Genomic DNA, 20,797 nt, shown 5'->3' with positions numbered 1-20,797 from the left:
GCTTGATCGACATGCGAGTGAACTGGCCCAACGGCGCCCGCGTCGCCGTGATGCTGACCTTCGACTTCGACGCGGAAACGCTGTGGCTGTCGCGCGACCCGGCCAATGCGCGCCGCCCCGGCATCCTGTCCCAGGGCGTCTACGGCGCCCGGGTGGCGGTGCCCAAGATCCTGGAAACCCTGGCGGAGGAGGAGGTCAAGGCCACCTTCTTCGTGCCCGGCTGGACGGTGGAGAACCATGCCAGCCGTGGCGAGATGATCCTGCGCGGTGGCCACGAGGTGGCGCACCACTCCTATTCCCACAACTGGATCGACCCCGACTTCCCGGACAAGGAGGTCGAGGAGATGGAAAAGGGCCTGGACGCGCTGAAGCGCGTGCTGGGCGTGACGCCGCGCGGCTACCGCTCGCCCGCCGGCGAAAGCAGCGACAGCATGGTGGGGCTGCTGCAGAAGCACGGCTTTCTCTACGACAGCTCGCTGATGTCCGACATCAACCCCTACCGGCTGGAGCTGCCGGATGGCGGGCGCGGGCCGATCGAGCTGCCCTGGCACTGGAGCCTGGACGACGCGCCGCACGCGCTGTTCTCCATCAAGAGCCCGCGGCCGATCTTTCCCAACAGCCACCTGCGCGAGATCTTCCAGGACGAGTTCCGCGAGATCTACCGCTGGGGCGGGCTGTACAACCTGGTGATGCACCCGCAGATCAGCGGCCGCCCCGGGCGCGTCGCGCTGCTGCGCGAGATGATCCAGTGGATCAAGACCTTTCCCGATGTCTGGTTCGCCACCGGTGCCGAGGTGGCCGAGGCCTGGAGCGCCGCCCATGAAGCGAAGTGACGTGATGGCCCGCCCCGGCCGCTGGCTGCGGCGCGGGGTGCTGGCGGCGGCGCTGCTGGGCGCCGGGCTCGGTGCCGCCGGCGCGCAGCCGGCCGAGCGGCCGCTCCGGCTGGTGGTCAATGTCGGGCTGCAGGTGCTGGACCCGATCGTCGGCACCTCCTTTGTCACGCGCAACTTCGCCTACATGGTGTTCGACACCCTGGTGGCGCTGGACGGCAAGGGCGAGATCCGGCCGCAGATGCTGCAAGGCTGGACGGTCAGCGACGATGGGCTGACCTATACCTTCACGCTGCGCCCCGGCCTGGAATGGCACGACGGCACGCCCGTGACGGCGGAGGACTGCGTCGCCTCCCTCCGCCGCTGGGGCGGGCGGGATTCCTCCGGGCGCCGCCTGCTGGCCGCGACAAAGGAACTGCGGGCCGAGGCGCCGGACCGCTTCGTGCTGCAACTGTCCCGGCCCTTCGGGGGCGTGCTGGATGCCCTGGCCAAGCCCAGCGTGCACGTGCCCTTCATGATGCCGGCGCGCATCGCCGGCAGCACGCCGCCGACGGAAGCGGTCAAGGAGATCATGGGCTCCGGCCCCTTCCTGTTCCAGGCCGACCAGTGGGTGCCGGGCGAGCGCGCCACCTTCCGCCGCAACCCCCGCTACAAGCCGCGCGACGAGCCGGCGGACGGGCTGGCCGGCGGCAAGGCGGTGTTCATCGAGCGGGCGGAGATGATCAACATCTCCGACCCCGCGACGCGCGCCGCGGCCTTGCAGAACGGCGAGGTGGACTACCTGGAATACGCGCCGCTGGACTTCCTGCCGGTGCTGTCGCGCGACCGCAACCTGGTGATCGCCAAGCCCGGCGGCATCGCGCAGATCATGGGCGGGGTGGCGCTGAACCACGCGCAGCCACCCTTCAACAACCTGAAGGTGCGCCAGGCGCTGCAGATGGCGCTGGACCAGTCGGAGATCGTGGCGGTGCACGGGCTGCCGGACGGCATGTTCCTGCCGAGCTGCCAGTCCATGACCCTGTGCGGCACGCGCTACAGCAGCGAGGCGGGCGGCGAGGCCCTGCGCGACCAGAGCCTGGAGCGGGCGCGGCAGATGCTGCGGGACTCCGGCTACAACAACGAGCGGGTGGTGCTGCTGCACCCGGCGGATTCCGCGCTGATCAACCCCATGGCCATGGTGGTGGCCGACCGCATGAAGCGGATCGGCCTGAACGTGGACCAGCAGACGCTCGACTGGGCCACGGCGGCGCAGCGGTGGCTGAGCCGCGAGCCGGTGGAGCGCGGCGGCTGGAGCGCGGTGCCGGTGATCTACACGGGCTTCGACATGTCGGACCCGCTCAGCAACGTGGGCATCGGCTACAACTGCACCGGCACGGCGCCCTGGCTGTATTGCGACGAGGCGATGACGCCCCTGCTGCGGCGCTTCGAGGCGGAAGCCGACCCGGAGCGCCGCCGGGCCATCATGGCCGACATCAACCGCCAGGCGCTGCTCAACGTGAACTTCCCGCTCACCGGGCAGTTCTCCAGCCCCGCCGCGTGGCGGCGCGAGCTGCAGGGGGTGGTCGACTTCGGCTTCCCCGTGCTGTGGAACATCCGGCGCGCCCCGCGCTGAGCCGGACAAAGGGGCGGCGGCGACCGGCCGCCGCCCCCTCCCCGCCCCCTCCGTCCCTGGCCTGTAAACCTGCCGGCGTTTCGCATCAGCGCGAGGCCGGGCGGCTTGGCGCCGAATCGGGTTTGCATCGGTTGCATGCAACCCGCGGTTTTTCGCATAGACGGCGTTAATTCTTTGGTTATCAACGAATCCGCTGCGTGGACTCCGTTTTGTTATTGAGACGATTCGGTGTCGATTCGCACAAGAAAGCTGAATCTGCGGGGCATTGATTTGCCAATGATAATGTTCGGCTGAAAAAAGAATATCATCTGTGCCTGGCGGGCAAAGACGCATTTCGCGTCCGTGTCGAAACGACCGCCATGCAACGGAGATTTCCTATGACGCAAATCCCCCCCTTCTTCGCCGTTTCTGAAGCCACTGCGGCGTCTTCTGTCAATCACTCGCGCGCATTGGCGCCGACTCAGGTATTCGACCGCAACTTCACGGATATCAGCGTTCACCTGGACAGTGCCGAGCGCACCTTCTGGTGCAACCTGCAGCCCACCGGCCGCCCCTGCGTGTCCCCCAGCGTGCTGCGCGACCTGAGCACCATGCAGTCCGACCTGACCCGCTGGATGGCCGGCGCCAACGATGAGTCCCGCCCCTTCGACCATTTCGTGGTCGCGTCCAACATCCCGGGCGTGTTCAACCTGGGCGGCGACCTGCGGCTGTTCGCGGAATCCGTCCGCCAGGGGCATCGTTCGCTGCTGCAGCAATACGCCTACCGCTGCGTGGAGGTCGTGCACAACAACCTCACCTGCTATCACCAGCCGCTGGTCACCATCGCGCTGGTGCAGGGCGACGCGCTGGGCGGCGGCTTCGAGACGGCGCTGTCCTGCGGCATGATCGCGGCCGAGCGCGGCACCAAGTTCGGCCTGCCGGAGGTGCTGTTCAACCTGTTCCCCGGCATGGGCGCCTATAGCCTGATCGCCCGCCGCATCGGTGCCGTGCAGGCCGAGCGCATGATCATGAGCGGCCGCATCTACACCGCCGAGGAACTGCATGAGATCGGGCTGGTGGACCTGCTGCTGACCCCGGGCCAGGGCGTGTCCGAGCTGCAGGCCTGGATCCGCAAGCAGGGCCGCCGCCATGTCTCCATGGCCGCCGTGCACAAGGCGCGCAACCTGGCCACCCCCGTCACGCTGCAGGAACTGCGCGACATCGTGGACGTGTGGGTGGACACCGCAATGCGGCTGGAAGCGCCCGACCTGCGCAAGATGGAGCGGCTGGCGGCGGCGCAGGACCGGCGGCGCGACCGGTCGTCCAGCATGATCATGGCCGCCGAATGAACGGCGGCGGCACCCGTGGCACGGCTGGGCGCGGGCCGCTCAGCCGCTGCGGGACACCAGCACCGGGGGCGGCGACTGCCAGCGCAGCAGCGCCGCCCGCGCCGCCTGCACCGCCTCGCTCACCTGTTCGGTCATCTGCGGGCCGTTGGCCTGGATGGCGGGGGCCTCGATCCCCTGCCAGGTGCCGCACAGGTCCGCCAGCGCCACGGCGCCGACATTGGAGGCGACGGAGCGGAGCGCGTGCAGGCTATCGCGGAACGCCCGCGCATCGACCCGCACGGCGTCCTGCTGCAGGGCCTGCAGGTGCCGGGCGGAGTCGCTGATGAAGGTGGCGATCACGTCCGACACGAACTCGCTGCCGCCCAGCAGCATCAGGTCGTCCAGCATGCGCAGGTTCAGCACGCCGGCGGCGCGCTGCGGCGCGGCGGCGGCCGGCGGCGGCGGGGCCGGCGCCACCACCACCCGGGGCAGCACGGCGGGGCGGCCTTCCACCAGGCTGTCCACCAGCTCCAGCAGCGCCACGGCGTCCACCGGCTTGGTGACGCAGGCATCCATCCCGGCGTCCAGCGCCCGCTCCCGCGCATAGGCGGTGGCATCGGCGGTCAGCGCCACGATCGGCAGGTGCGGGCGGTCGAGCGAGGCCATGCGGTACAGCTTGGTGGCCTCGATCCCGTCCATCACCGGCATGTTGAGGTCCATCGCCACCAGGTCGAAGGCGCCATCCTCCAGCCGGTCCAGCGCCTGCTCGCCGTCGCTGGCGAGCGTCACGTGGTGGCCGCCCGCTTCCAGGATGCGCGAGATGACCATGCGGTTCACCTGGTTGTCGTCCACCACCAGGATGCGCCGGCCGTTGTCCCGCCGGCGGATCATCGGCACGTCGTCGTCGTTGGCGGCCTGGCGCGCCGTGGTCAGCGCGCGGAATGCCGCCGGCAGCTCGGCCCGCAGGCGGGACGCGGCCAGGGTGGCGAAGGCGCGGCCGCGCTGGCCGGCCGCCGGCAGCCCCGGAAGCTCGGCTCCGTTTCTGCGGGATTCAACGAGCAGCAGCGGCATGTCGGCGGAGTCTTCCTCGGGTTCGTTGGTGGCGGGCGGCGCGGCGGAGCGCATCAATACCACGTCGCGCGGCAGGGATGGCGGCAGCGGTGTGCCCCAATTCGTTTCGGTGAATTCCAGCCCCTCCGCCGCCAGCACGGCGCCGACGGCAGCCCGGTCCTCCGGCTCCATGCCCTGCAGCACCACGTGCCAGCGCCCGATCGGCAGCGCCGGCGCGGCGCCCAGCGGTGCCGGCAGGGTGAACCAGAAGGTGCTGCCCCGCCCCGGCTGGCTGCGCACGCCGATGTCGCCGCCCTGCAGCCGCACCAGCCGGCGCGAGATGGCGAGGCCGAGCCCGGTGCCGCCGAAGTCGTTGGCGATGGTCTTGTCGGCCTGGGTGAAGGTGTCGAAGATCCGCTCCTGCGCGGCGGGCGCGATGCCGATGCCGGTGTCCTCCACCTCCACCCGCAGCACGGGGCCGCGCTGCGCGCCGCCGTCCTCCACGTCCAGCAACACGGTGACGGCGCCCTGGCGGGTGAACTTCACGGCGTTGGCCAGCAGGTTCAGCGTGATCTCGCCCAGCCGCCGGCGGTCGGCCAGCACGGCGCGGGCGGTGCGCGGCGTCACGTGCAGGTACAGCCGCAGGCCCTTTTCCAGCGCCTGCGGCGCCACCAGCCGCATGGTGTCGCGCAGCACCTCCACCGGGTCCAGCAGCGTCGCCTCGAAGGTCACGTGGCCGGCATCGATGCGCGACACGTTGAGCAGGTCGTCGATCAGCGACACCAGCCGGCCGGTGGAGGCGCGGATGGTGCGCAGCATGTCGAGCTGCGCCGGGTTCAGGCCGGAATTGCGCAACAGGTCGCTCATGCCGCTGACGGCGTTGAGCGGCGTGCGCAGCTCGTGGCTGACGCTGGCCAGAAACAGGCTCTTGGCCTCGTTGGCCTGCTGGGCCACGTCGCGCGCGTGGGACAGCTTGCGCACCAGGCTGGCGGCGTAGAGCGGCAGGATCACCAGCCCCAGCAGCAGCCCGATGCCGAGCGGGTAGTTCTGCTGCCAGTAGTCCGTCAGGTGGACGATGCCGCCGAACAGCCCGACCGACAGCCCCGCCGCCGCGAACAGGTAGCGCAGCCCGTAGCGGAAGCCGTAGCCCAGGATCACCCACAGGTAGAGCGGGTACAGCGCCGCGATCACCGGCGCCGCCACGGCCATGCCGGCGGTGAGCACGCCGAGGTCCAGCAGCATGCCGCAGATGCGCCGCGGCACGGACACGCCGGGCCGCCACGCCAGATGCGCGGACAGGCCGATGGCGCCCAGCACGAAGGCGGCGCACAGCAGGCGCGCGGTGTCCAGCGCCGGGTCGGCCGGCAGCAGCAGGAACAGGTAGAAGCCGACGACCAGCGCGATCACCAGCCGGTTGAGGGTGATCTCGTGTTCCTTGTCGGGCCGCGCCCGCAGGCGCGCCGCGAACCGCTGAACGGCTTTCCTCAGCATCGCACCAGATATCCCGCCAGGCGGCCCGGCTCTGGTGCCAGGCCTTGCCCGAACCCTCCGGCGCTAGCCGGCGGCCCGGCGCAGGACAAGGAAATTCTGCGCGCAGTCGTCCGGGCCGCAGGGGCGGCCGAGGTGGAAGCCCTGCACCTCGTCGCAACCCTCGGCCCGGAGGAAGTCCAGCGCCTCCTGTGTTTCCACCCCCTCGGCCACCACCAGGAGGCCGAGCCCGTGGGTCAGGCCGATGATGGTGCGCACGATGGACGCGTCCTCCCCGTTCTGCGGCAGGTTGCGCACGAAGGACTGGTCGATCTTGATGCGGTTGACCTTGAAGCGCCGCAGGTAGTCGAGCGAGGAGAAGCCGGTGCCGAAGTCGTCTAGCGCCAGGCTGACGCCGTCGCGCCGCAGGGCGTGCAGCGTTTCCAGCGTGGCGGCCGAGCGGTCCATCATCACCCCCTCGGTCAGCTCCAGCTCCAGCATGGACAGCGGCACGCCGGCGGTGCGGGCGGCTTCCGTCACCAGCCGGTGCATGTCGAGGCGGCGGAACAGCGTGGGCGAGACGTTGATCGCCACCCGGTCGGGCGCGATGCCGCGCTGCATCCAGGCGCGCATCTGCGCGCAGGCCTGGCGCACCACCCATTCGGTGATCTGCACGATAAAGCCGCTGTCCTCGGCCGCGCGCAGAAAGGTGCCGGGGGAAACCAGCCCGTGGCCCGGGCGCTGCCAGCGGATCAGCGCCTCGACGCTGGTGGCGCGGCCGCTCCCCAGGTGGAACTGCGGCTGGTAGTGCAGCAGGAACTCGTTGGCCCGCAGCCCTTCGCGCAGCCCCGTGTCCAGCGACTGGGCGTGTTCCACCTTGCGGCGCTGCTCGATGGAAAAGAAGCGGTGGCCGTGCCGGCCCTCGGCCTTGGCGCCGTACATCGCGAGGTCGGCGTTCTTCAACAGCTCGTCGCTGCCGTTGGCGTCCTGCGGAAACATGGTGATGCCGATGGACGAGCTGATGTTGATGCTGTGCCCGCGCAGGTTCAGCGGCTGGCTCAGCGCGTGGCCGATCTGCCCGGCCAGCGCCGCCGCGTCGCCCGGCCCGTTGATGCCTTCCTGCAGGATGGCGAACTCGTCGCCGCCCAGGCGGGCCACGGTGTCGCGCGGGCCGACGTTGTCGCGCAGGATGCGGGCCACGGCCACCAGCAGCTGGTCGCCGAACACGTGGCCGAGGGAGTCGTTCACGGTCTTGAAGTGGTCGAGGTCGAGAAACAGCAGCGCCCCCTGCTCCCCCGCCTGGGCCGCCTGGGCCAGGCTGCTCTCGATCCGCCGCGTCAGCAGCGAGCGGTTGGGCAGGCCGGTCAGCGCGTCATGCCCGGCCAGGTGCTGCAGGTGCCACTGCGCGTTCTTCTGGTCGGTGATGTCGATGGAGGTGGTCAGGATGGCGACCACCGCGCCCTCGGCGTCGCGCAGCGGCGACTTGGTGGTGAGCAGCGTCAGCGGCACGCCGTCCGGGTCGGCCACGCTTTCCTCGTAGCTCGGCAGCTGTTCGCCGCGCTCCATCACCAGGCGGTTCAGCGCCACGCGCCGGCCTTCCTGGTCGCGGATCAGCTCCACCACCGGGCGGCCGACGCATTCGGCGGCGGATAGCCCGACATGCTTGGCGAAGGCGGCGTTGGCGAACTGGCAGACGCCCTGCAGGTCGGACACGGAGATCAGCGCCGGGATGGTGCCGATCACCTGCATCAGCCCGTCCACCTGCATCAGGGGAAAGGCGGCCGGCGGCAGGCCGGGGCGCGGCGCCTCCGGCACGGGCAGCGGCGGCGGCGGCGGCGCCACCTGGCCGTCCAGCATGGCGCGCACGCGGCCCTGGAAGTCGGAATGGCGGATCGGCGTCTGCACGAAGTCGCTGGCGCCGGCTTCCAGCGCCCGCAGGCGGAAGTTCGGCTCGTCATAGGCGGTGATCACGATCACCGGCGTGTGCAGGCAGTGCGGGATGGAGCGCACGGCCTGCGCCATGTCGGCACCGTCCATGCCAGGCATGCGGTAGTCCGTGATGATCAGGTCGGGGCGGCTCGACGCCATCCATTCCAGCGCCAGCAGCGGGTCCGCGAAGTCGCGCACCTCCATGTCCGGCCCGCAGGAGCGGACCAGCATGCTGTAGATGCGGCGGTTGGTGCTCTGGTCGTCGATGATGGCGATCAGCGGCAAGGGAACGCTCCGCGTACACGCCGCGGCAGCCATGCCGCGCATCGATGCGTGGCATCATGCCGTGTCCGCCGATGGGCCATACTACGCAGTTCCTTGGTTCGCACGGACGCCACGGGCCGACACGTCAGCGACCGGCGCAGCGCTGGGCCGGACCACCGACAGGATCACCTCTCATAGAGTTTTTTCAAGGCAGGTGCAAAGCTATGAAACTGGTTTGTGCCTCAGGCGCCACATGACAGGTCCCAGGCCCCGGCATTGCAACCTTCGCGTGCCGTGGTGACCACGTCGGCAACCTCAATCCATGCTTAGCCCAACGCGGCGGATGATGGCGCCCCAGGCCTCGGTTTCCTCGGCGATCAGCGTGGCGAACGCGGCGGGGGACTGGGTTTCCACCGCCGCCCCCTGCCGCGCCAGCGCGTCGCGCAGGCCGGCGGCGCGCATGGTGTCGACGGCGGCGGCATTCAGGTCGGCCAGCACCTCGGGGTCCAGCCCGGCCGGCGCCAGCAGCCCGTACCAGGGCTGCCGCCCCAGCTCGGCGATGCCCGCCTCGGCGAAGGTGGGCGTGTCCGGCAGCACCGCCACGCGCGCCGCGCCGGTGACGGCGATGGCATTCACCCGGCCCTTGCCCAGCAGGTTCAGGTAGGCGCCGATGCCGTCGATCGCCAGCGGGATGTCGTCGCGCAGCAGCCCCTGCTGCATCAGGGCGGTGCCGCGGTAGGGCACGTCCTGCAGGACGATGCCGGCGGCCTGCTGCAGCGCCTCGCCCGCCAGGTGGGTGGCATCGCCGCGCGCGGTGATGCCGTATTGCAGCGGGTCCGGCGCCGCCCGCGCGCCGGCCAGCACCGCCGCCATGCCGCGCGCCCCGAAGCCGGTGCTGGCGTAAAGCGCCAGGCGCACGCGGACCAGCAGGGTGATGGGCTGGAACTGCGCGATGGAATAGTTGAGCTGGCGGAACAGGTGCGGGTTGGCGGCAAAGGTGGTGGAGGTGGCCAGCAGCAGGGTCAGGCCATCGGGCACCGCGGACGCCACGTATTCCGTGCCGATCATGGTGGCGGCGCCGGGGCGGTTGTCGACCACCACCGGCAGGCCGATGCGCTCGGCCATGCCCTGCGCGAAGCGGCGCGCGAACAGGTCCGGCCCGTCGCCGGGCGCATAGGGCACCACCAGCCGCACCGGCCGCGCGGCCCGCGCGGCCGTCGCGCCCAGGGCCAGGAAGCCCCCCAGGGTCAGTGCCCTGCGGCCCACCGCTGCCGTCATCCCCGTCCCTTCGCTGCCGCCGCCGGCGAGGCTAGGCAGCGCCCCGCCGGGCGGTCAAGCGCGCCCCGCCCCGGCCCCGGAGCGCCGTACAACAATGTTTGCCGCAGCGCGGAATGATGCGTAGCGTCAACGGTTCCATCGCAGCCGGAGATGCCGCCATGCCCATGACGCGCCGCCACCTGCTTGCCGGAGCCGCCACCGCCCCGGTGCTCCTGTCTGCCACGGCCGCGATGGCCCAGGGCATCCAGCCCAAGCGCGGCGGGGTGCTCAACGTCATCCTGAACCCCGAGCCGCCGATCCTGCAGATCGGCGTCAACAACCAGACGCCGACGCTGATCTGCGGCACCAAGATGACGCAGGGGCTGTTGAAGTTCTCGCCCAGCCTGGAACCGCTGCCGGAGCTGGCGAAAAGCTGGACCGTCAGCCCCGACGGGCTGGAATACGTGTTCAAGCTGCAGGAGAACGTGAAGTGGCACGACGGTCGCCCCTTCACGGCGGATGACGTGATCTATTCCGTGACCACTTTCAACCGCGAGATCGCGCCCCGCCTGCGCGGCGTGCTGGCGGGCATCGCGGAAGCCACGGCGCCGGACCCGCTGACCGTGCGCTTCGTACTGAAGCAGGCGTTCCAGCCGTTCCTGCTGTGCTTCGACGCCACGGCGCTGCCGATCGTCGCCAAGCACGTCTACGACGGCACGGACATCCGCACCAACCCGGCCAACCTGAAGCCGGTGGGCACCGGGCCGTTCCGCTTTGTGGAATGGCAGCGCGGCAACTTCCTGCGCATGGAGCGCTTCGCCGACTACTGGAAACCGGGTCAGCCCTACCTGGACGGCATCCTGTGGCGGGTGATCCCGGACGGGCAAAGCCGGCGGCTGGCGATCGAGGGCGGGCAGGTGCAGATGAGCACGGCCACCGACATCGAGCCCTTCGACATCCCGGCGCTGCGCCAGGCGCCCAACCTCGACGTCACCACCAAGGGCTGGGAATACTTCTCCCCGCTGTTCTGGTTCGAGCTGAACCACCGCGTGAAGCCGTTCGACGACAAGCGCGTGCGGCAGGCGATGAGCATGGCGCTGGACCGCAACTTCATTGTCAACCGGCTGTGGTTCGGCCTGGGCAAGCCGGCCACCGGCCCGGTCAGCTCCACCACCCGCTTCCATGACGCGGACGCCAAGCTGGCGCCCTTCGACGTGGCGAAGGCGCGCGCACTGCTGGACGAGGCGGGGGTGCGCGCCAATGCCCAGGGCATCCGCGGCAGCTTCAAATACGTGATCCCGCCTTATGGCGAGATCTGGAACCGGATGGGCGAGTATTTCCGCCAGGCGATGCGCCAGGTCGGCTTCGACGTCACGCTGGAATCGACCGATGCGGGCACCTGGGCGTCGCGCATCGCCAACTGGGACTACGAATCGACCTCCAACGTGCTGTACCAATACGGCGACCCGACGCTGGGGGTGGAGCGTTCCTACGTGTCCTCCAACATCCAGAAGATCCTGTTCACCAACACCGCCGGCTATTCCAACCCCAGGGTGGACGAGTTGTTCGCCGCCGCCCGCACCGGCGCCACGGAGGCGGCCCGGCGGAGCGCCTTCTCGGAGGTGCAGAAGATCCTGGTGGACGAGATGCCGCTGCTGTGGGTGGTGGAGGTGAACTACCCCACCGTCACCGACAAGCGGCTGCGCAACGCCGTGCAGCTCGGCACCGGCGACCACGCCAGCTACGACGACGTGTTCCTGGCCTGACCCCCTGGCCTTTCCCCTGGCCTTTCCCCTGGCCCGGCCGGCGCCAGGCGCGCCGGCCGGCACTCCGCCCTTGCATGGCGCGGGGGGCGGGCACAGATTTGCCGGATGGATGCGACAGCCGACCACCACACCGGCAGCGCCGGGCGGAAGGACACCCGCAGATGAGCCAGGCGCCCGCCGAAGGCTTTTCCGACAAGGTCGTGAGCCTGGAAGGTTCGCGCGAAGCCAAGCTCTGGGCGGTGGTGGCCTCGGTCGGCCGCCGAAACCGCATCGCCGAGATCTATGCCAACCGCGCCGCGGCGGATGCCGACCGGCAATGGCGCGAACAGCAGGTGCGCGCCTATGCGGGGTTCCTGCGCTCCTCCGCCATGCCTATGCCAAACTACAGCGTGTCGGCCATCCGCCGGGCGGACCTGCCGCGGGCCTGGAAGCCGCTGCCGGCGCTGGGCTTTCTGCGCAGCCAGTTCATCTGACGGGCATCAGGGCGTGGCGGACGCCGCCACGTAGAGGGCCGCGACCCGCTCCAGCCCCGCCTGGTCGGCGGGGGTGAAGCGGGCCGGTCGCGGGCTGTCCAGGTCGATCACGCCCAGCACCTCACCGTCCCGCAGCAGCGGCACCACGAGTTCGGAGCGGGACGCGGCGTCGCAGGCGATGTGGCCTGGAAAGCTGTGCACGTCCTCCACCAGCATGGACTGCTTGCGCGCCACCGCGGCCCCGCAGACGCCGCGCCCGAAGGCGATGCGCACGCAGGCCGGTTTGCCCTGGAAGGGGCCCAGCACCAGCTCGCCCCCGTAGCGCAGGAAATAGAACCCGGCCCAGTTCAGGTCCGGCAACATCTGGAACAGCAGGGCCGAGGTGTTGGCGGCATTGGCGACCGGGTCGCGCTCGCCGGCCAGCAGGGCCGACAGCATCCCGGCCAGCTCCTCATGCAGCGTGGCGGCATCGGTGGCGGTGGAAGCGCGCAGTTCGAACATGGGGCATGGCTTTCAGCGGGATCAGCGCCGGAGCGCTGGTTGGGGCGCCAGGATTCGAACCTGGGAATGGCGGTACCAAAAACCGCTGCCTTACCGCTTGGCTACGCCCCACCGGCTGCCGCTGAATAAGCGTCAGGCGGGGGTTTCGTAAAGCCCCCCTCCCCAACGCCACCATTCCGGCGGCAGCAGCGTGGCGGCGGCGGTGGCCGCGGCGGCGTCGGGCAGCAGCGCGAAGCAGGTGGCGCCGGAGCCGCTCATCCGCGCCAAAAGGCAGCCGGGCAAGGCGCGAAGGGCCGCCAGCACCTCGCCCACCGCCGGGCACAGGCCGATGGCGGGGGCTTCCAGGTCGTTGCGGCAGGCCGACAGGTCGCGCGCCATGGCCGCCGCGTCGGCCCAGCCGGGGGGCAGCGCGGCGCGGGGGGAAAAGCCGCCGGCGCGGGCGCGGAACACCGCCGGGGTGGCCAGGGCGACGCGCGGGTTGGCCAGCACCATGCCGAGGCCGGGTGGCAGCGCCGGCGCCGGGCCCAGCAGTTCCCCCACCCCCTCCATGCGCGCGGGCCGGCTGGCCAGGCACACCGGCACGTCGGCCCCGAGCCGCAGCGCCAGCGCCGCCATGGCATCCGGCGGCACCGCCACGTTCCAGGCGCGGCACAACAGCCGCAGCGCCGCCGCGGCATCCGCCGAGCCGCCGCCGATGCCCGACGCGACGGGCAGGTGCTTGTCGAGCCGCAGGAAGCCGCGCGGCGAAACGCCGGTGGCCTCGGCCAGCAGGCGGGCGGCGCGCAGCACCAGGTTGTCCGGCTCCGCCCGCAGGGCGCCGCCTTCCGGCCCGTCCAGCGACAGCGACAGCGCCGGCGCCTCCGCCCAGTGCAGCGAATCGGCGGCGGCGAGGAACACCACCAGCGAATCCAGCAGGTGATAGCCATCGGCGCGGCGGCCGGTGACGTGCAGAAACAGGTTCACCTTGGCCGGCGCGGCTTGCAGCACGGCGGGATGCTCAGCGGGACGCCGGGATGGCTTCCCGTTCGCGCAGCTTGGCCTCGATGCGCGGCGATTCGGCGGGCTCGGGGTCGAGCGTCAGGGCGCGGCGCCATTGGAACACCGCTTCGCGCCGCCGCCCGGCCGCCCAGTAGGCGTCGCCCAGATGGTCGTTGATGGTGGCGTTGCGCGATTCCAGCTCGGCCGCCTTTTCCAGCCACTTGGTGGCGTTGGGCAGGTCGCCCAGCTTGAACAGGGCCCAGCCCAGGCTGTCGGCGATGTTGCCGTCCTGCGGGCGCAGCGCCATGGCGCGTTCCAGCATGCCGCGCGCCTCGGCCAGGTGCTCGCCACGCTCCACCCAGGTGTAGCCCAGGTAGTTCAGCACGTAGGGCTGTTCCGGCACCAGTTGCAGGGCGCGCTGGAAGTCGGCCTCGGCGCGCGGCCACTGGCCCGAGCGCTCCAGCGCGATGCCGCGGGCATACAGCAGCGGCCAGCTGGCGGGCGTCTGGTCGCCGGCGCGGCTCAGCGCCTGGTCGTAGGCCTGCACCGCCTCGGGAAAGCGGCCGCGGACGCGCAGCAGGTCGCCCAGGCGGGCGGCGGGCTGCGGCGCGGCGGGGCGCTGGGCCGACAGCTCCCGCAGCACCGCGATTGCCTCGTCCGGCCGGTTCAGGCGGTCCAGCAGGGTCGCGCGGCGCAGCATCACGGCCGGCAGCAGCACGTCGTCGCGCGGGATGTCCTGCAGCAGCGCCAGGGCGTTCTCGGCATGCTTCTGGTCGGCCAGGGCCTCGGCGGCGACCAGCTTGGCGGGGGTGAAGTCGGGCCGCAGCCGCAAGGCGAGCCGCGCCAGGATCAGCGACAGTTCCGGCCCGCCCTGGCCGCGCAGCGCCGCGGCCAGCGCCAGCTCGGCTTCCGCCATGCCTTCCACGGGGGAGGCCACGGCGCGCTCGGTCAGCATGCGGCGGCGGGTTTCGGGGGTGCCCAGCATGGCCAGATCGTCGCTGCCGGTGGAGATGCTTTCCACCAGCTTCATGGCTTCCGCTTCCTTGCCGGCGCGGCCCAGGATGCCGGCGGAAATCTGCACCAGCCGCAGGTTGACCTCGGGCGTGTTGGCCAGCGCCACGCGGATCAGCCGGTCCGCCTCGCGCGGGCGGTTGCCCAGGTCGGCGATCATGGCGGCGTGCAGCGCGGCCAGGCCAGACAGGCGCGAGCCTTCCACCTGCGGCTTCAGGGTGGCCAGCGCCGTGTCGGTGTTGCCGCGGCCGGCCTGCGCCCAGGCCAGCAGCAGCGGCGACAGCACGGCGCCCGCGCCCTGGCGCGGCATGGCGCGCAGCCGGGTCTCGGCCCGCTCCCAGCGCCCGGCCTGGGCGTCGGCGCCGGCCAGCAGCAGCGCCGCCAGCTCGTTGTCGGGCAGCTGGCGGGCCACGCGGGTGGCCTCGGGCCGGCCGTCCAGCACGGTGGCCAGAAAGGCCTTGTTGATCACCTCGGGCTGCTCGGGCGCCTGCCGCAGCGCTTCCAGCAGCAGGTCGGCGGCGGCGGCGGTGTCGGTTTCGCTGACGGCGTAGCTGCCGGCCAGATAGGCGCCCGAGGCGCTCATCCGCCCCGGGGCCCGGCCGCCGGGGGCACCGGAATCCGGGGCACCGCCCGCGGCACAGCCGGCCAGCAGGGCGGCGGCGAGAAGGGCGGCACGGCGGGGGAGGAGGAGAACGACCATGGACAGGAGGTTAGGGCCATTTCGCCCGCTCTGGAAACGCCCATGGGAAACCGCCGGACTCGCGCGCTTGGCACCGCGCGCCCCCTTCCCCGCAGCGGTGGCTTCGCCGCATGATGTTACACGAAGCCAGGCCCGATCCCCCGGTTCCGGGCCGCTTGCCGTGCCTCGCGCCCCCCACCCGCTCTCAAGGAGAGTTCCGTGCGTTCGATCCTGACTGTCCTGGCCCTGATGCTCGCCGGCAGCGCGCTGTCAGCCGCGCCCGCCATGGCGCAGAACCGCTTCTGGCTGGTCAACAACTCCGGCCTGACCATCGAGCGGGCCTATGTCTCGCCGTCGCGCCTGTCCGACTGGGGCAGCGACATCCTGGGCCGCACCACGCTGTCGGCCGGCGACCAAGTGCGCGTCACCCCCGCCGCGCGCGACTGCGAGCTGGATATCAAGGTGACCTACGAGGGCGGGCAGGAAGAGGAGAAGATGAAGGTCAACGCCTGCCGCACCGACCGCGTCATCTTCACCAACCCCAATGGCCGCGCCGACCGCGGCGGCGGCGCCGGCGGCACGATCGAGACGGCCGATGGCGGTGCCGGCGGCAGCGTCAGCCGGGGCGACGACGCGCCGCCGCCCCGTTCCGGCGGCGGCTCCGGCGGCAGCGTGCAAGGGGGCGGCAGCGGGCGGGCGGGCAACGCCTCCTTCCGCTTCGTCAACCGCACGGGCGAGACGATCCAGGAGCTCTATGTGTCGTCCAGCAGCGACGACAACTGGGGCCGCGACCGGCTGGGGCGCGACACCCTGGCCGCCGGCGCCAGCCGCCCGGTCAGCGTCACCGGCGGCTGCGAGGTGGACATCCGCGTGGTGCTGGGCGCCGGGCGGATCCAGGAGCGGCGCAACATCTCCGCCTGCGGCCGCTCCGAGATCCCCTGGCCCTGAGCCGGGCGGCGGCTACATGCCGCCGATGTAGTTCGGCCCGCCGCCGCCTTCGGGCGTGCACCAGTCGATGTTCTGGCGCGGGTCCTTGATGTCGCAGGTCTTGCAGTGCACGCAGTTCTGCGCGTTGATCACCAGGCGCGGCTCGCCTTCCTCCACGCCCACCGCCTCATACACGCCGGCCGGGCAATAGCGGCTTTCGGGCGAGCGGTAGCGGTCCCAGTTCTCCGGCTTCCACAGCGCAGGGTCGCGCAGCTTCAGGTGCGCCGGCTGGTCTTCCTCGTGGTTGGTGTTGCTCAGAAACACCGAGGACAGGCGGTCGAAGGTCAGCTTGCCGTCCGGCTTGGGGTAGCTGATCGGCGCGCACTGGTCAGCGGGCTTGGTGGCGCCGTAATCGGTGTGGTGACCCATGGTCCAGGGCGCCTTGCCGCGGAACAGGTAGGTCTCGGCCGCCGCGTTCAGCATGCCGCCATACAGACCCCACTTGGCGAAGCCGGGGCGGATGTTGCGCACCGCCTGCAGCTCGCTCCACACCCAGCTGTCGCGCAGCGCGGCGGGATAGCCGTCCAGCACGGCGGGCGCGGCCTCACCCTGCGCCAGGGCGGCGGCGGCGGCCTCGGCGGCCAGCATGCCGGTCTTCATGGCGGTGTGGGTGCCCTTGATCTTGGGCACGTTCAGGAAGCCCGCCGTGTCGCCGATCAGCGCGCCACCCGGGAACACCAGCTTCGGGATGGATTGCAGGCCGCCTTCGTTCAGCGCGCGGGCGCCGTAGGCGACGCGCTTGCCGCCTTCCAGCATCTTGCGGACCTCGGGGTGGGTCTTGAAGCGCTGGAACTCGTCGAAGGGCGAGAGAAAGGTGTTGGGGTAGTCCAGCCCGACCACGAAGCCGATGGACACCAGGTTCTCGCCGAACATGTAAAGCCAGGCGCCGCCATAGGTGTCCGACTTCAGCGGCCATCCGACGGAATGCCACACCTTGCCAGGCGTGTGCGCGGCGGCCGGGATCTCCCACAGCTCCTTGATGCCGAGCGCGTAGGTCTGCGGCTGCACGCCGTCGCGCAGGTTGAACTCGGCTTCCAGGCGCTTGGTCAGCGAGCCGCGGCAGCCCTCGCCGAACAGGGTGTAGGTGGCGCGCAGCTCCATGCCGGGCTGGAAGTTGGGGCCCGGCTCGCCGTTCTTCTCGATGCCCATGACGCCGGCCACCACGCCGCGCACCCGGCCGTCCTCGATGATGGTCTCGGACGCCGCGAAGCCGGGGTAGATCTCGACGCCCAGCGCCTCGGCCTGTTCGCCCAGCCAGCGGCACACGTTGCCCAGGCTGACCACGTAGTTGCCGTGGTTGTGCATCTGCGGCGGGGTGGGCAGCTTGAAGGCGCGGGTTTCCGTCAGGAACATGAAGCTGTCGTCGCCGGCGGGCGTGGCCAGGGCGGGCGGGGCGTCGCGCCAGCCGGGCAGCAGCTCGTCCAGCGCGCGCGGCTCGATCACCGCGCCGGACAGGATATGCGCGCCGACCTCGGAGCCCTTTTCCACCACGCAAACGGACAGGTCCGGCGACACCTGCTTGAGGCGGATCGCGGCGGCCAGCCCGGACGGGCCGGCGCCCACCACCAGCACGTCGAATTCCATGCTTTCCCGTTCGCTCATGCGCTGTCCTTCCCGGTTCGTTCCCGCCGCACAGGGCTTAACCGGTTCATGGGTTGCGCGGAACCCTGGCGTGGACCGATATCAGCGGCATGAACGCCCCGCCCCCCGCCCCCGGCCCCGAGGCCGCCGCCCTGCTGGCGGCGCTGCGGCTGCAGCTGGACTGGGGCGTGGACGAGGCGCTGGGCGAGGCGCCGCTGGACCGCCTCGCCGCGCCGCCCCCCCGCCCCGCCCCGCCGCCGGCCGAGGCACCCGCCGCGCCCGCCGCCAGCGCGGCCCGGCCACGCCGCCCCGCCGCGCGGCCCTTGCAGCCGGCCGCCCCGGCCGCCGCCAGCCTGGCCGCCGCGGCCGACAGCCTGGACGCGCTGCGCGAGGCCATCGCCCAGGTGGACACCCCGTTGCGGGAAACCGCCACCAACCTGGTGTTTTCCGACGGCATGGCCGGTGCGCCGGTGATGATCATCGGCGAGGCGCCGGGCGCGGACGAGGACCGGCAGGGCAAACCCTTCGTGGGCGTGTCCGGCCAGTTGCTGGACCGCATGCTGGCCAGCATCGGCCTGGACCGGAAGGCCGGGGAGCCGGACGGCGCCTTCTACATCACCAACATCCTGCCCTGGCGCCCGCCCGGCAACCGCAACCCGACGGACGCCGAGGTGGCCCTGTTTCTGCCCTTTGTGCTGCGCCACATCGCCCTGGCGCGGCCGCGCCACGTGCTGCTGCTGGGCGGCGTGTCGGCCAAGGCGCTGCTGCGCACCAAGGAAGGCATCACGCGGCTGCGCGGGCGCTGGCACGAGCTGCAGGGCGAGGCCGGCCCCCTGCCGGCGCTGCCGAGCTGGCACCCGGCCTACCTGTTGCGCAACCCGGCCGCCAAGCGCGACTCCTGGGCCGACCTGCTGCTGCTGCGTCGCCAGTTGGACGCCGCCCGGCAGCCCGCGCCACCCAAAGAATAACGAATTCGTGAAGGAACGTCGGCCCCTACGCCCCTGTTAATGCGCGCCTCGTCTCATGGCGCGGGATTTGCCTCGCTGTTCGGCATTGCGCCCACCGGGCTCCGGTGGGTAACGCTGCCCCGCCATGCAAGCGATCTGCCCCATGGCCCTGCGCCGCCCCGCCCTGGCCCTGCTCGGCCTCGGCGTGGTGGCGACGTCCACCCTCGGTGTTCAGGCACCGGCGTGGTCGCAAGGGGCCGCAGAGTTCGCCCCCGCCGAACGGGCGATGAGCCTGCCGCGCCCCACCTCCCCTCGCGGGGTGGCGGGCGTGCCGCAGGTCCTGGCCCCGTCCGATGCAGCCCGGCTGGGCCGCATCTTCGATCTCCAGGCGCGGGGAGAGATTTCAACGGCCATCCGTGAAGCCGAGCGGCTGGACGACCGCCGGCTGATGGGCCACGTGCTGGCCGACCGCTGGCTGCGCCCGGGCGGCGCCGAGCCGACGCTGCCCGAGCTGTCCGGCTGGCTGGCCGAATACGCCGACCACCCGGACGCGCTGCAGATGCACGCGGCGCTGCGCCGCCGCCTGCCGCAGGGCGCGCCGCAGCCGCCGGCGCCGATCGACAACGCCCTGTCGCCGGACGCCGACGCGGTGCCCGAGGAGCGCGACCCCGCCAGCCGCGGCATCGAGCGCGATGCGCGGCTGGACCGCCTGGTGCGCGCCCGCGCCTATGACGGCGACGCCGATGGCGCGCTGGCCGCGATCTCGAAGGGCGCCACCGGCACCTATGCCGCGCTGCTGCGCGGCGAGGTGGCGCTGGCGCTGTTCCACAAGTCGCGCGACGAGGAGGCCTATGGCCTGGCGGCCGAAGTGGCGCGGCAGAACCCCACCATCGCCCACCCCGCCTTCGTGGCCGGGCTGGCCGCCTGGGGCCTGGGCCGCCCGGACCGCGCGCTGCCGCAGTTCGAGGCCGCGGCCCGCGCCGAGATCGGCCCGCCCGCCTTGCGCGCGGCGGCCGCCTTCTGGACGGCGCGCGCCGCCGTGCGCACCCGCCGCCCGCAGCTCTACGTGCCCTGGATGCTGCAGGCGGCGCAGGAGCCGCGCACCTTCTACGGGCTGATCGCGCGGCGGGTGCTGGGCCTCGCGCCCGGCTTCGCCTGGGAACGCGAGATTGCCGGCGAGGCCGAGGGCGTGGCGCTGGCCGAAACCGCCGCCGGCTGGCGCGCGCTGGCGCTGCTGCAGATCGGCCAGAAGGACCGCGCGGAAGGCGAGCTGCGCCGCCTGTGGCCCGTGGCGCAGAACAACCCCAGCCTGCAGCGCGCCATGCTGGCCGTGGCCCGCGCGGCGGGCATGACGGACCTGACCGCGCAGGTGGCCGGCCTGGCGCAGACCAGCGACGGCCGGCCGCGCGACTTCGACCGCTTTCCGCTGCCGGCGCTGAAGCCGTCCGGCGGCTTCAGCATCGACCCCGCGCTGCTTTACGCCTTGGCGCTGCAGGAATCGCGCTTCGATGCGCGCGCCGTCTCGCCCGCGGGCGCGCGCGGGCTGATGCAGATCATGCCCGCCACCGCCGCCTTTATCGCGGGCGACCCCAGCCTGCGCGGCGCCGGCGTGGGGCGGCTCAACGACCCCGCCTTTTCGCTGGAAATGGCGCAGCGCTACCTGCACCACCTGGTGTCCACCGACACGGTGGACGGCGACCTGATCAAGGCGCTGGCGGCCTACAACAACGGGCCGGGCAACGTGGCGCGCTGGTCGCCCGCCGCCACCTATCGCGGCGACCCGTTCATGTTCATCGAGGCGATCCCGGTGGGCGAGACGCGGGCCTATGTGCAGCGCGTGCTGGCGTATTCCTGGATCTATGCCAGCCGGCTGGGCCTGCCGGCGCCCAGCCTGGATGCCCTGGCCAGCGGTGCCTTTCCGCGCTTCCACCCCGACGCCGCGACGGCGGTGGCCGGGCGTGGCGACCCGCCGGGCCTGCGCCGCGCGGCCGCCCGGTGAGCTAGCTGGCGGGCGCTGCGGCGCCCGCCGGCCACCACGCTGAATCGTAAGAAATTTTCTCCAGAGGTAACATGATTGCACTTCATGCGTGCAAACATGTTGCGGCGTCGCTGTCCGCGTGCATAGTCCCGCCCGATACCCCTCAAAGCCGCCATCGGC

At 71.7% G+C, this 20,797-nt stretch carries 15 protein-coding genes and 1 tRNA gene; 8 read left to right on the top strand and 8 right to left on the bottom strand.

The annotated features are described in order from the left end of the window. Positions 1–11 precede the first annotated feature (11 nt). The 3 genes from IAI59_RS09005 (at position 12) to IAI59_RS08995 (ending at position 3,770) form a co-directional block, all read left to right on the top strand. Complete coding sequence (locus IAI59_RS09005; protein ID WP_237180582.1) at positions 12–833, top strand: polysaccharide deacetylase family protein; 822 nt, start codon at positions 12–14, stop codon at positions 831–833. Beyond that, positions 820–2,442 (top strand): ABC transporter substrate-binding protein, encoded by a 1,623-nt coding sequence (locus IAI59_RS09000; protein WP_207416205.1) that lies wholly within the window; start codon positions 820–822, stop codon positions 2,440–2,442. Before IAI59_RS09005 ends, IAI59_RS09000 begins: the two co-directional genes overlap by 14 nt. Before the next feature lie 449 nt (positions 2,443–2,891). Continuing rightward, on the top strand, positions 2,892–3,770 hold the full coding sequence (locus IAI59_RS08995; RefSeq protein WP_237180557.1) for a crotonase/enoyl-CoA hydratase family protein: 879 nt from the start codon (positions 2,892–2,894) through the stop codon (positions 3,768–3,770). 39 nt (positions 3,771–3,809) lie between these two features. On the opposite strand, the gene IAI59_RS08990 is transcribed toward IAI59_RS08995, so the two are convergent. The 3 genes from IAI59_RS08990 to IAI59_RS08980 form a co-directional block, all read right to left on the bottom strand. Beyond that, complete coding sequence (locus IAI59_RS08990) at positions 3,810–6,290, bottom strand: hybrid sensor histidine kinase/response regulator (RefSeq protein WP_207416203.1); 2,481 nt, start codon at positions 6,288–6,290, stop codon at positions 3,810–3,812. 63 nt (positions 6,291–6,353) lie between these two features. Further along, positions 6,354–8,480 carry a putative bifunctional diguanylate cyclase/phosphodiesterase gene (locus IAI59_RS08985; protein ID WP_207416202.1) on the bottom strand — a complete coding sequence of 709 codons (2,127 nt, stop codon included), beginning with the start codon at positions 8,478–8,480 and terminating at the stop codon, positions 6,354–6,356. A gap of 294 nt (positions 8,481–8,774) precedes the next feature. After that, a complete protein-coding gene (locus IAI59_RS08980) occupies positions 8,775–9,737 on the bottom strand; it encodes a tripartite tricarboxylate transporter substrate-binding protein (protein WP_207416201.1) in 963 nt (320 codons plus the stop codon). A gap of 158 nt (positions 9,738–9,895) precedes the next feature. Between IAI59_RS08980 and IAI59_RS08975 the strand changes: the two genes are divergently transcribed. Together IAI59_RS08975 and IAI59_RS08970 are read left to right on the top strand one after the other, a co-directional pair. Continuing rightward, on the top strand, positions 9,896–11,482 hold the full coding sequence (locus IAI59_RS08975) for an ABC transporter substrate-binding protein (RefSeq protein ID WP_207416200.1): 1,587 nt from the start codon (positions 9,896–9,898) through the stop codon (positions 11,480–11,482). A 161-nt stretch (positions 11,483–11,643) separates the two neighbouring features. After that, positions 11,644–11,955, top strand: coding sequence for a hypothetical protein (locus IAI59_RS08970; protein WP_207416199.1), 312 nt, complete (start codon positions 11,644–11,646; stop codon positions 11,953–11,955). A gap of 6 nt (positions 11,956–11,961) precedes the next feature. Here the strand turns inward: IAI59_RS08970 and IAI59_RS08965 are convergent, their stop codons facing one another. From IAI59_RS08965 to IAI59_RS08950, 4 genes are all read right to left on the bottom strand, one after another. Continuing rightward, on the bottom strand, positions 11,962–12,456 hold the full coding sequence (locus IAI59_RS08965; protein ID WP_207416198.1) for a GAF domain-containing protein: 495 nt from the start codon (positions 12,454–12,456) through the stop codon (positions 11,962–11,964). Positions 12,457–12,492: 36 nt separating this feature from the next. Next, positions 12,493–12,567, bottom strand: a tRNA-Gln gene (locus IAI59_RS08960). Between the two features lie 21 nt (positions 12,568–12,588). Beyond that, positions 12,589–13,443 carry a 4-(cytidine 5'-diphospho)-2-C-methyl-D-erythritol kinase gene (locus tag IAI59_RS08955; RefSeq protein ID WP_207416197.1) on the bottom strand — a complete coding sequence of 285 codons (855 nt, stop codon included), beginning with the start codon at positions 13,441–13,443 and terminating at the stop codon, positions 12,589–12,591. A gap of 10 nt (positions 13,444–13,453) precedes the next feature. Then, the gene (locus IAI59_RS08950; protein ID WP_237180556.1) at positions 13,454–15,145 is read right to left on the bottom strand and encodes a tetratricopeptide repeat protein; all 1,692 of its coding nucleotides are present in this window, start codon (positions 15,143–15,145) and stop codon (positions 13,454–13,456) included. Positions 15,146–15,343: 198 nt separating this feature from the next. Here IAI59_RS08950 and IAI59_RS08945 point away from each other — a divergent pair, with 198 nt between their 5' ends. After that, the gene (locus IAI59_RS08945) at positions 15,344–16,072 is read left to right on the top strand and encodes a Tat pathway signal protein (RefSeq protein WP_207416196.1); all 729 of its coding nucleotides are present in this window, start codon (positions 15,344–15,346) and stop codon (positions 16,070–16,072) included. 12 nt (positions 16,073–16,084) lie between these two features. Here IAI59_RS08945 and IAI59_RS08940 read toward each other — a convergent pair whose 3' ends face one another. Further along, entirely contained in the window at positions 16,085–17,713 is a 1,629-nt protein-coding gene (locus tag IAI59_RS08940) for an electron transfer flavoprotein-ubiquinone oxidoreductase (protein ID WP_207416195.1), read from the bottom strand. 89 nt (positions 17,714–17,802) lie between these two features. On the opposite strand from IAI59_RS08940, the gene IAI59_RS08935 reads away from it, so the two are divergent. Both IAI59_RS08935 and IAI59_RS08930 read left to right on the top strand, forming a co-directional pair. After that, the gene (locus tag IAI59_RS08935; RefSeq protein ID WP_207416194.1) at positions 17,803–18,660 is read left to right on the top strand and encodes a uracil-DNA glycosylase; all 858 of its coding nucleotides are present in this window, start codon (positions 17,803–17,805) and stop codon (positions 18,658–18,660) included. A 142-nt stretch (positions 18,661–18,802) separates the two neighbouring features. Beyond that, entirely contained in the window at positions 18,803–20,638 is a 1,836-nt protein-coding gene (locus tag IAI59_RS08930) for a lytic transglycosylase domain-containing protein (protein WP_207416577.1), read from the top strand. The last annotated feature ends 159 nt before the right edge of the window (positions 20,639–20,797 follow it).

This window comes from Roseomonas haemaphysalidis (assembly GCF_017355405.1).
GTDB classification, from domain to species: Bacteria; Pseudomonadota; Alphaproteobacteria; order Acetobacterales; family Acetobacteraceae; genus Pseudoroseomonas; species Pseudoroseomonas haemaphysalidis.
This window is presented reverse-complemented; position numbering and strand designations above follow the sequence as displayed.

What these genes read in the sequence shown, in the direction of transcription:
- IAI59_RS08950 (WP_237180556.1), bottom strand. Translation starts at nt 15,145, where the DNA reads ATGGTCGTTCTCCTCCTCCCCCGCCGTGCCGCCCTTCTCGCCGCCGCC.
- IAI59_RS08965 (WP_207416198.1), bottom strand. Translation starts at nt 12,456, where the DNA reads ATGTTCGAACTGCGCGCTTCCACCGCCACCGATGCCGCCACGCTGCAT.
- IAI59_RS08935 (WP_207416194.1), top strand. Translation starts at nt 17,803, where the DNA reads ATGAACGCCCCGCCCCCCGCCCCCGGCCCCGAGGCCGCCGCCCTGCTG.
- IAI59_RS08975 (WP_207416200.1), top strand. Translation starts at nt 9,896, where the DNA reads ATGCCCATGACGCGCCGCCACCTGCTTGCCGGAGCCGCCACCGCCCCG.
- IAI59_RS09000 (WP_207416205.1), top strand. Translation starts at nt 820, where the DNA reads ATGAAGCGAAGTGACGTGATGGCCCGCCCCGGCCGCTGGCTGCGGCGC.
- IAI59_RS08980 (WP_207416201.1), bottom strand. Translation starts at nt 9,737, where the DNA reads ATGACGGCAGCGGTGGGCCGCAGGGCACTGACCCTGGGGGGCTTCCTG.
- IAI59_RS08930 (WP_207416577.1), top strand. Translation starts at nt 18,803, where the DNA reads ATGGCCCTGCGCCGCCCCGCCCTGGCCCTGCTCGGCCTCGGCGTGGTG.
- IAI59_RS08940 (WP_207416195.1), bottom strand. Translation starts at nt 17,713, where the DNA reads ATGAGCGAACGGGAAAGCATGGAATTCGACGTGCTGGTGGTGGGCGCC.
- IAI59_RS08970 (WP_207416199.1), top strand. Translation starts at nt 11,644, where the DNA reads ATGAGCCAGGCGCCCGCCGAAGGCTTTTCCGACAAGGTCGTGAGCCTG.
- IAI59_RS09005 (WP_237180582.1), top strand. Translation starts at nt 12, where the DNA reads ATGCGAGTGAACTGGCCCAACGGCGCCCGCGTCGCCGTGATGCTGACC.
- IAI59_RS08990 (WP_207416203.1), bottom strand. Translation starts at nt 6,290, where the DNA reads ATGCTGAGGAAAGCCGTTCAGCGGTTCGCGGCGCGCCTGCGGGCGCGG.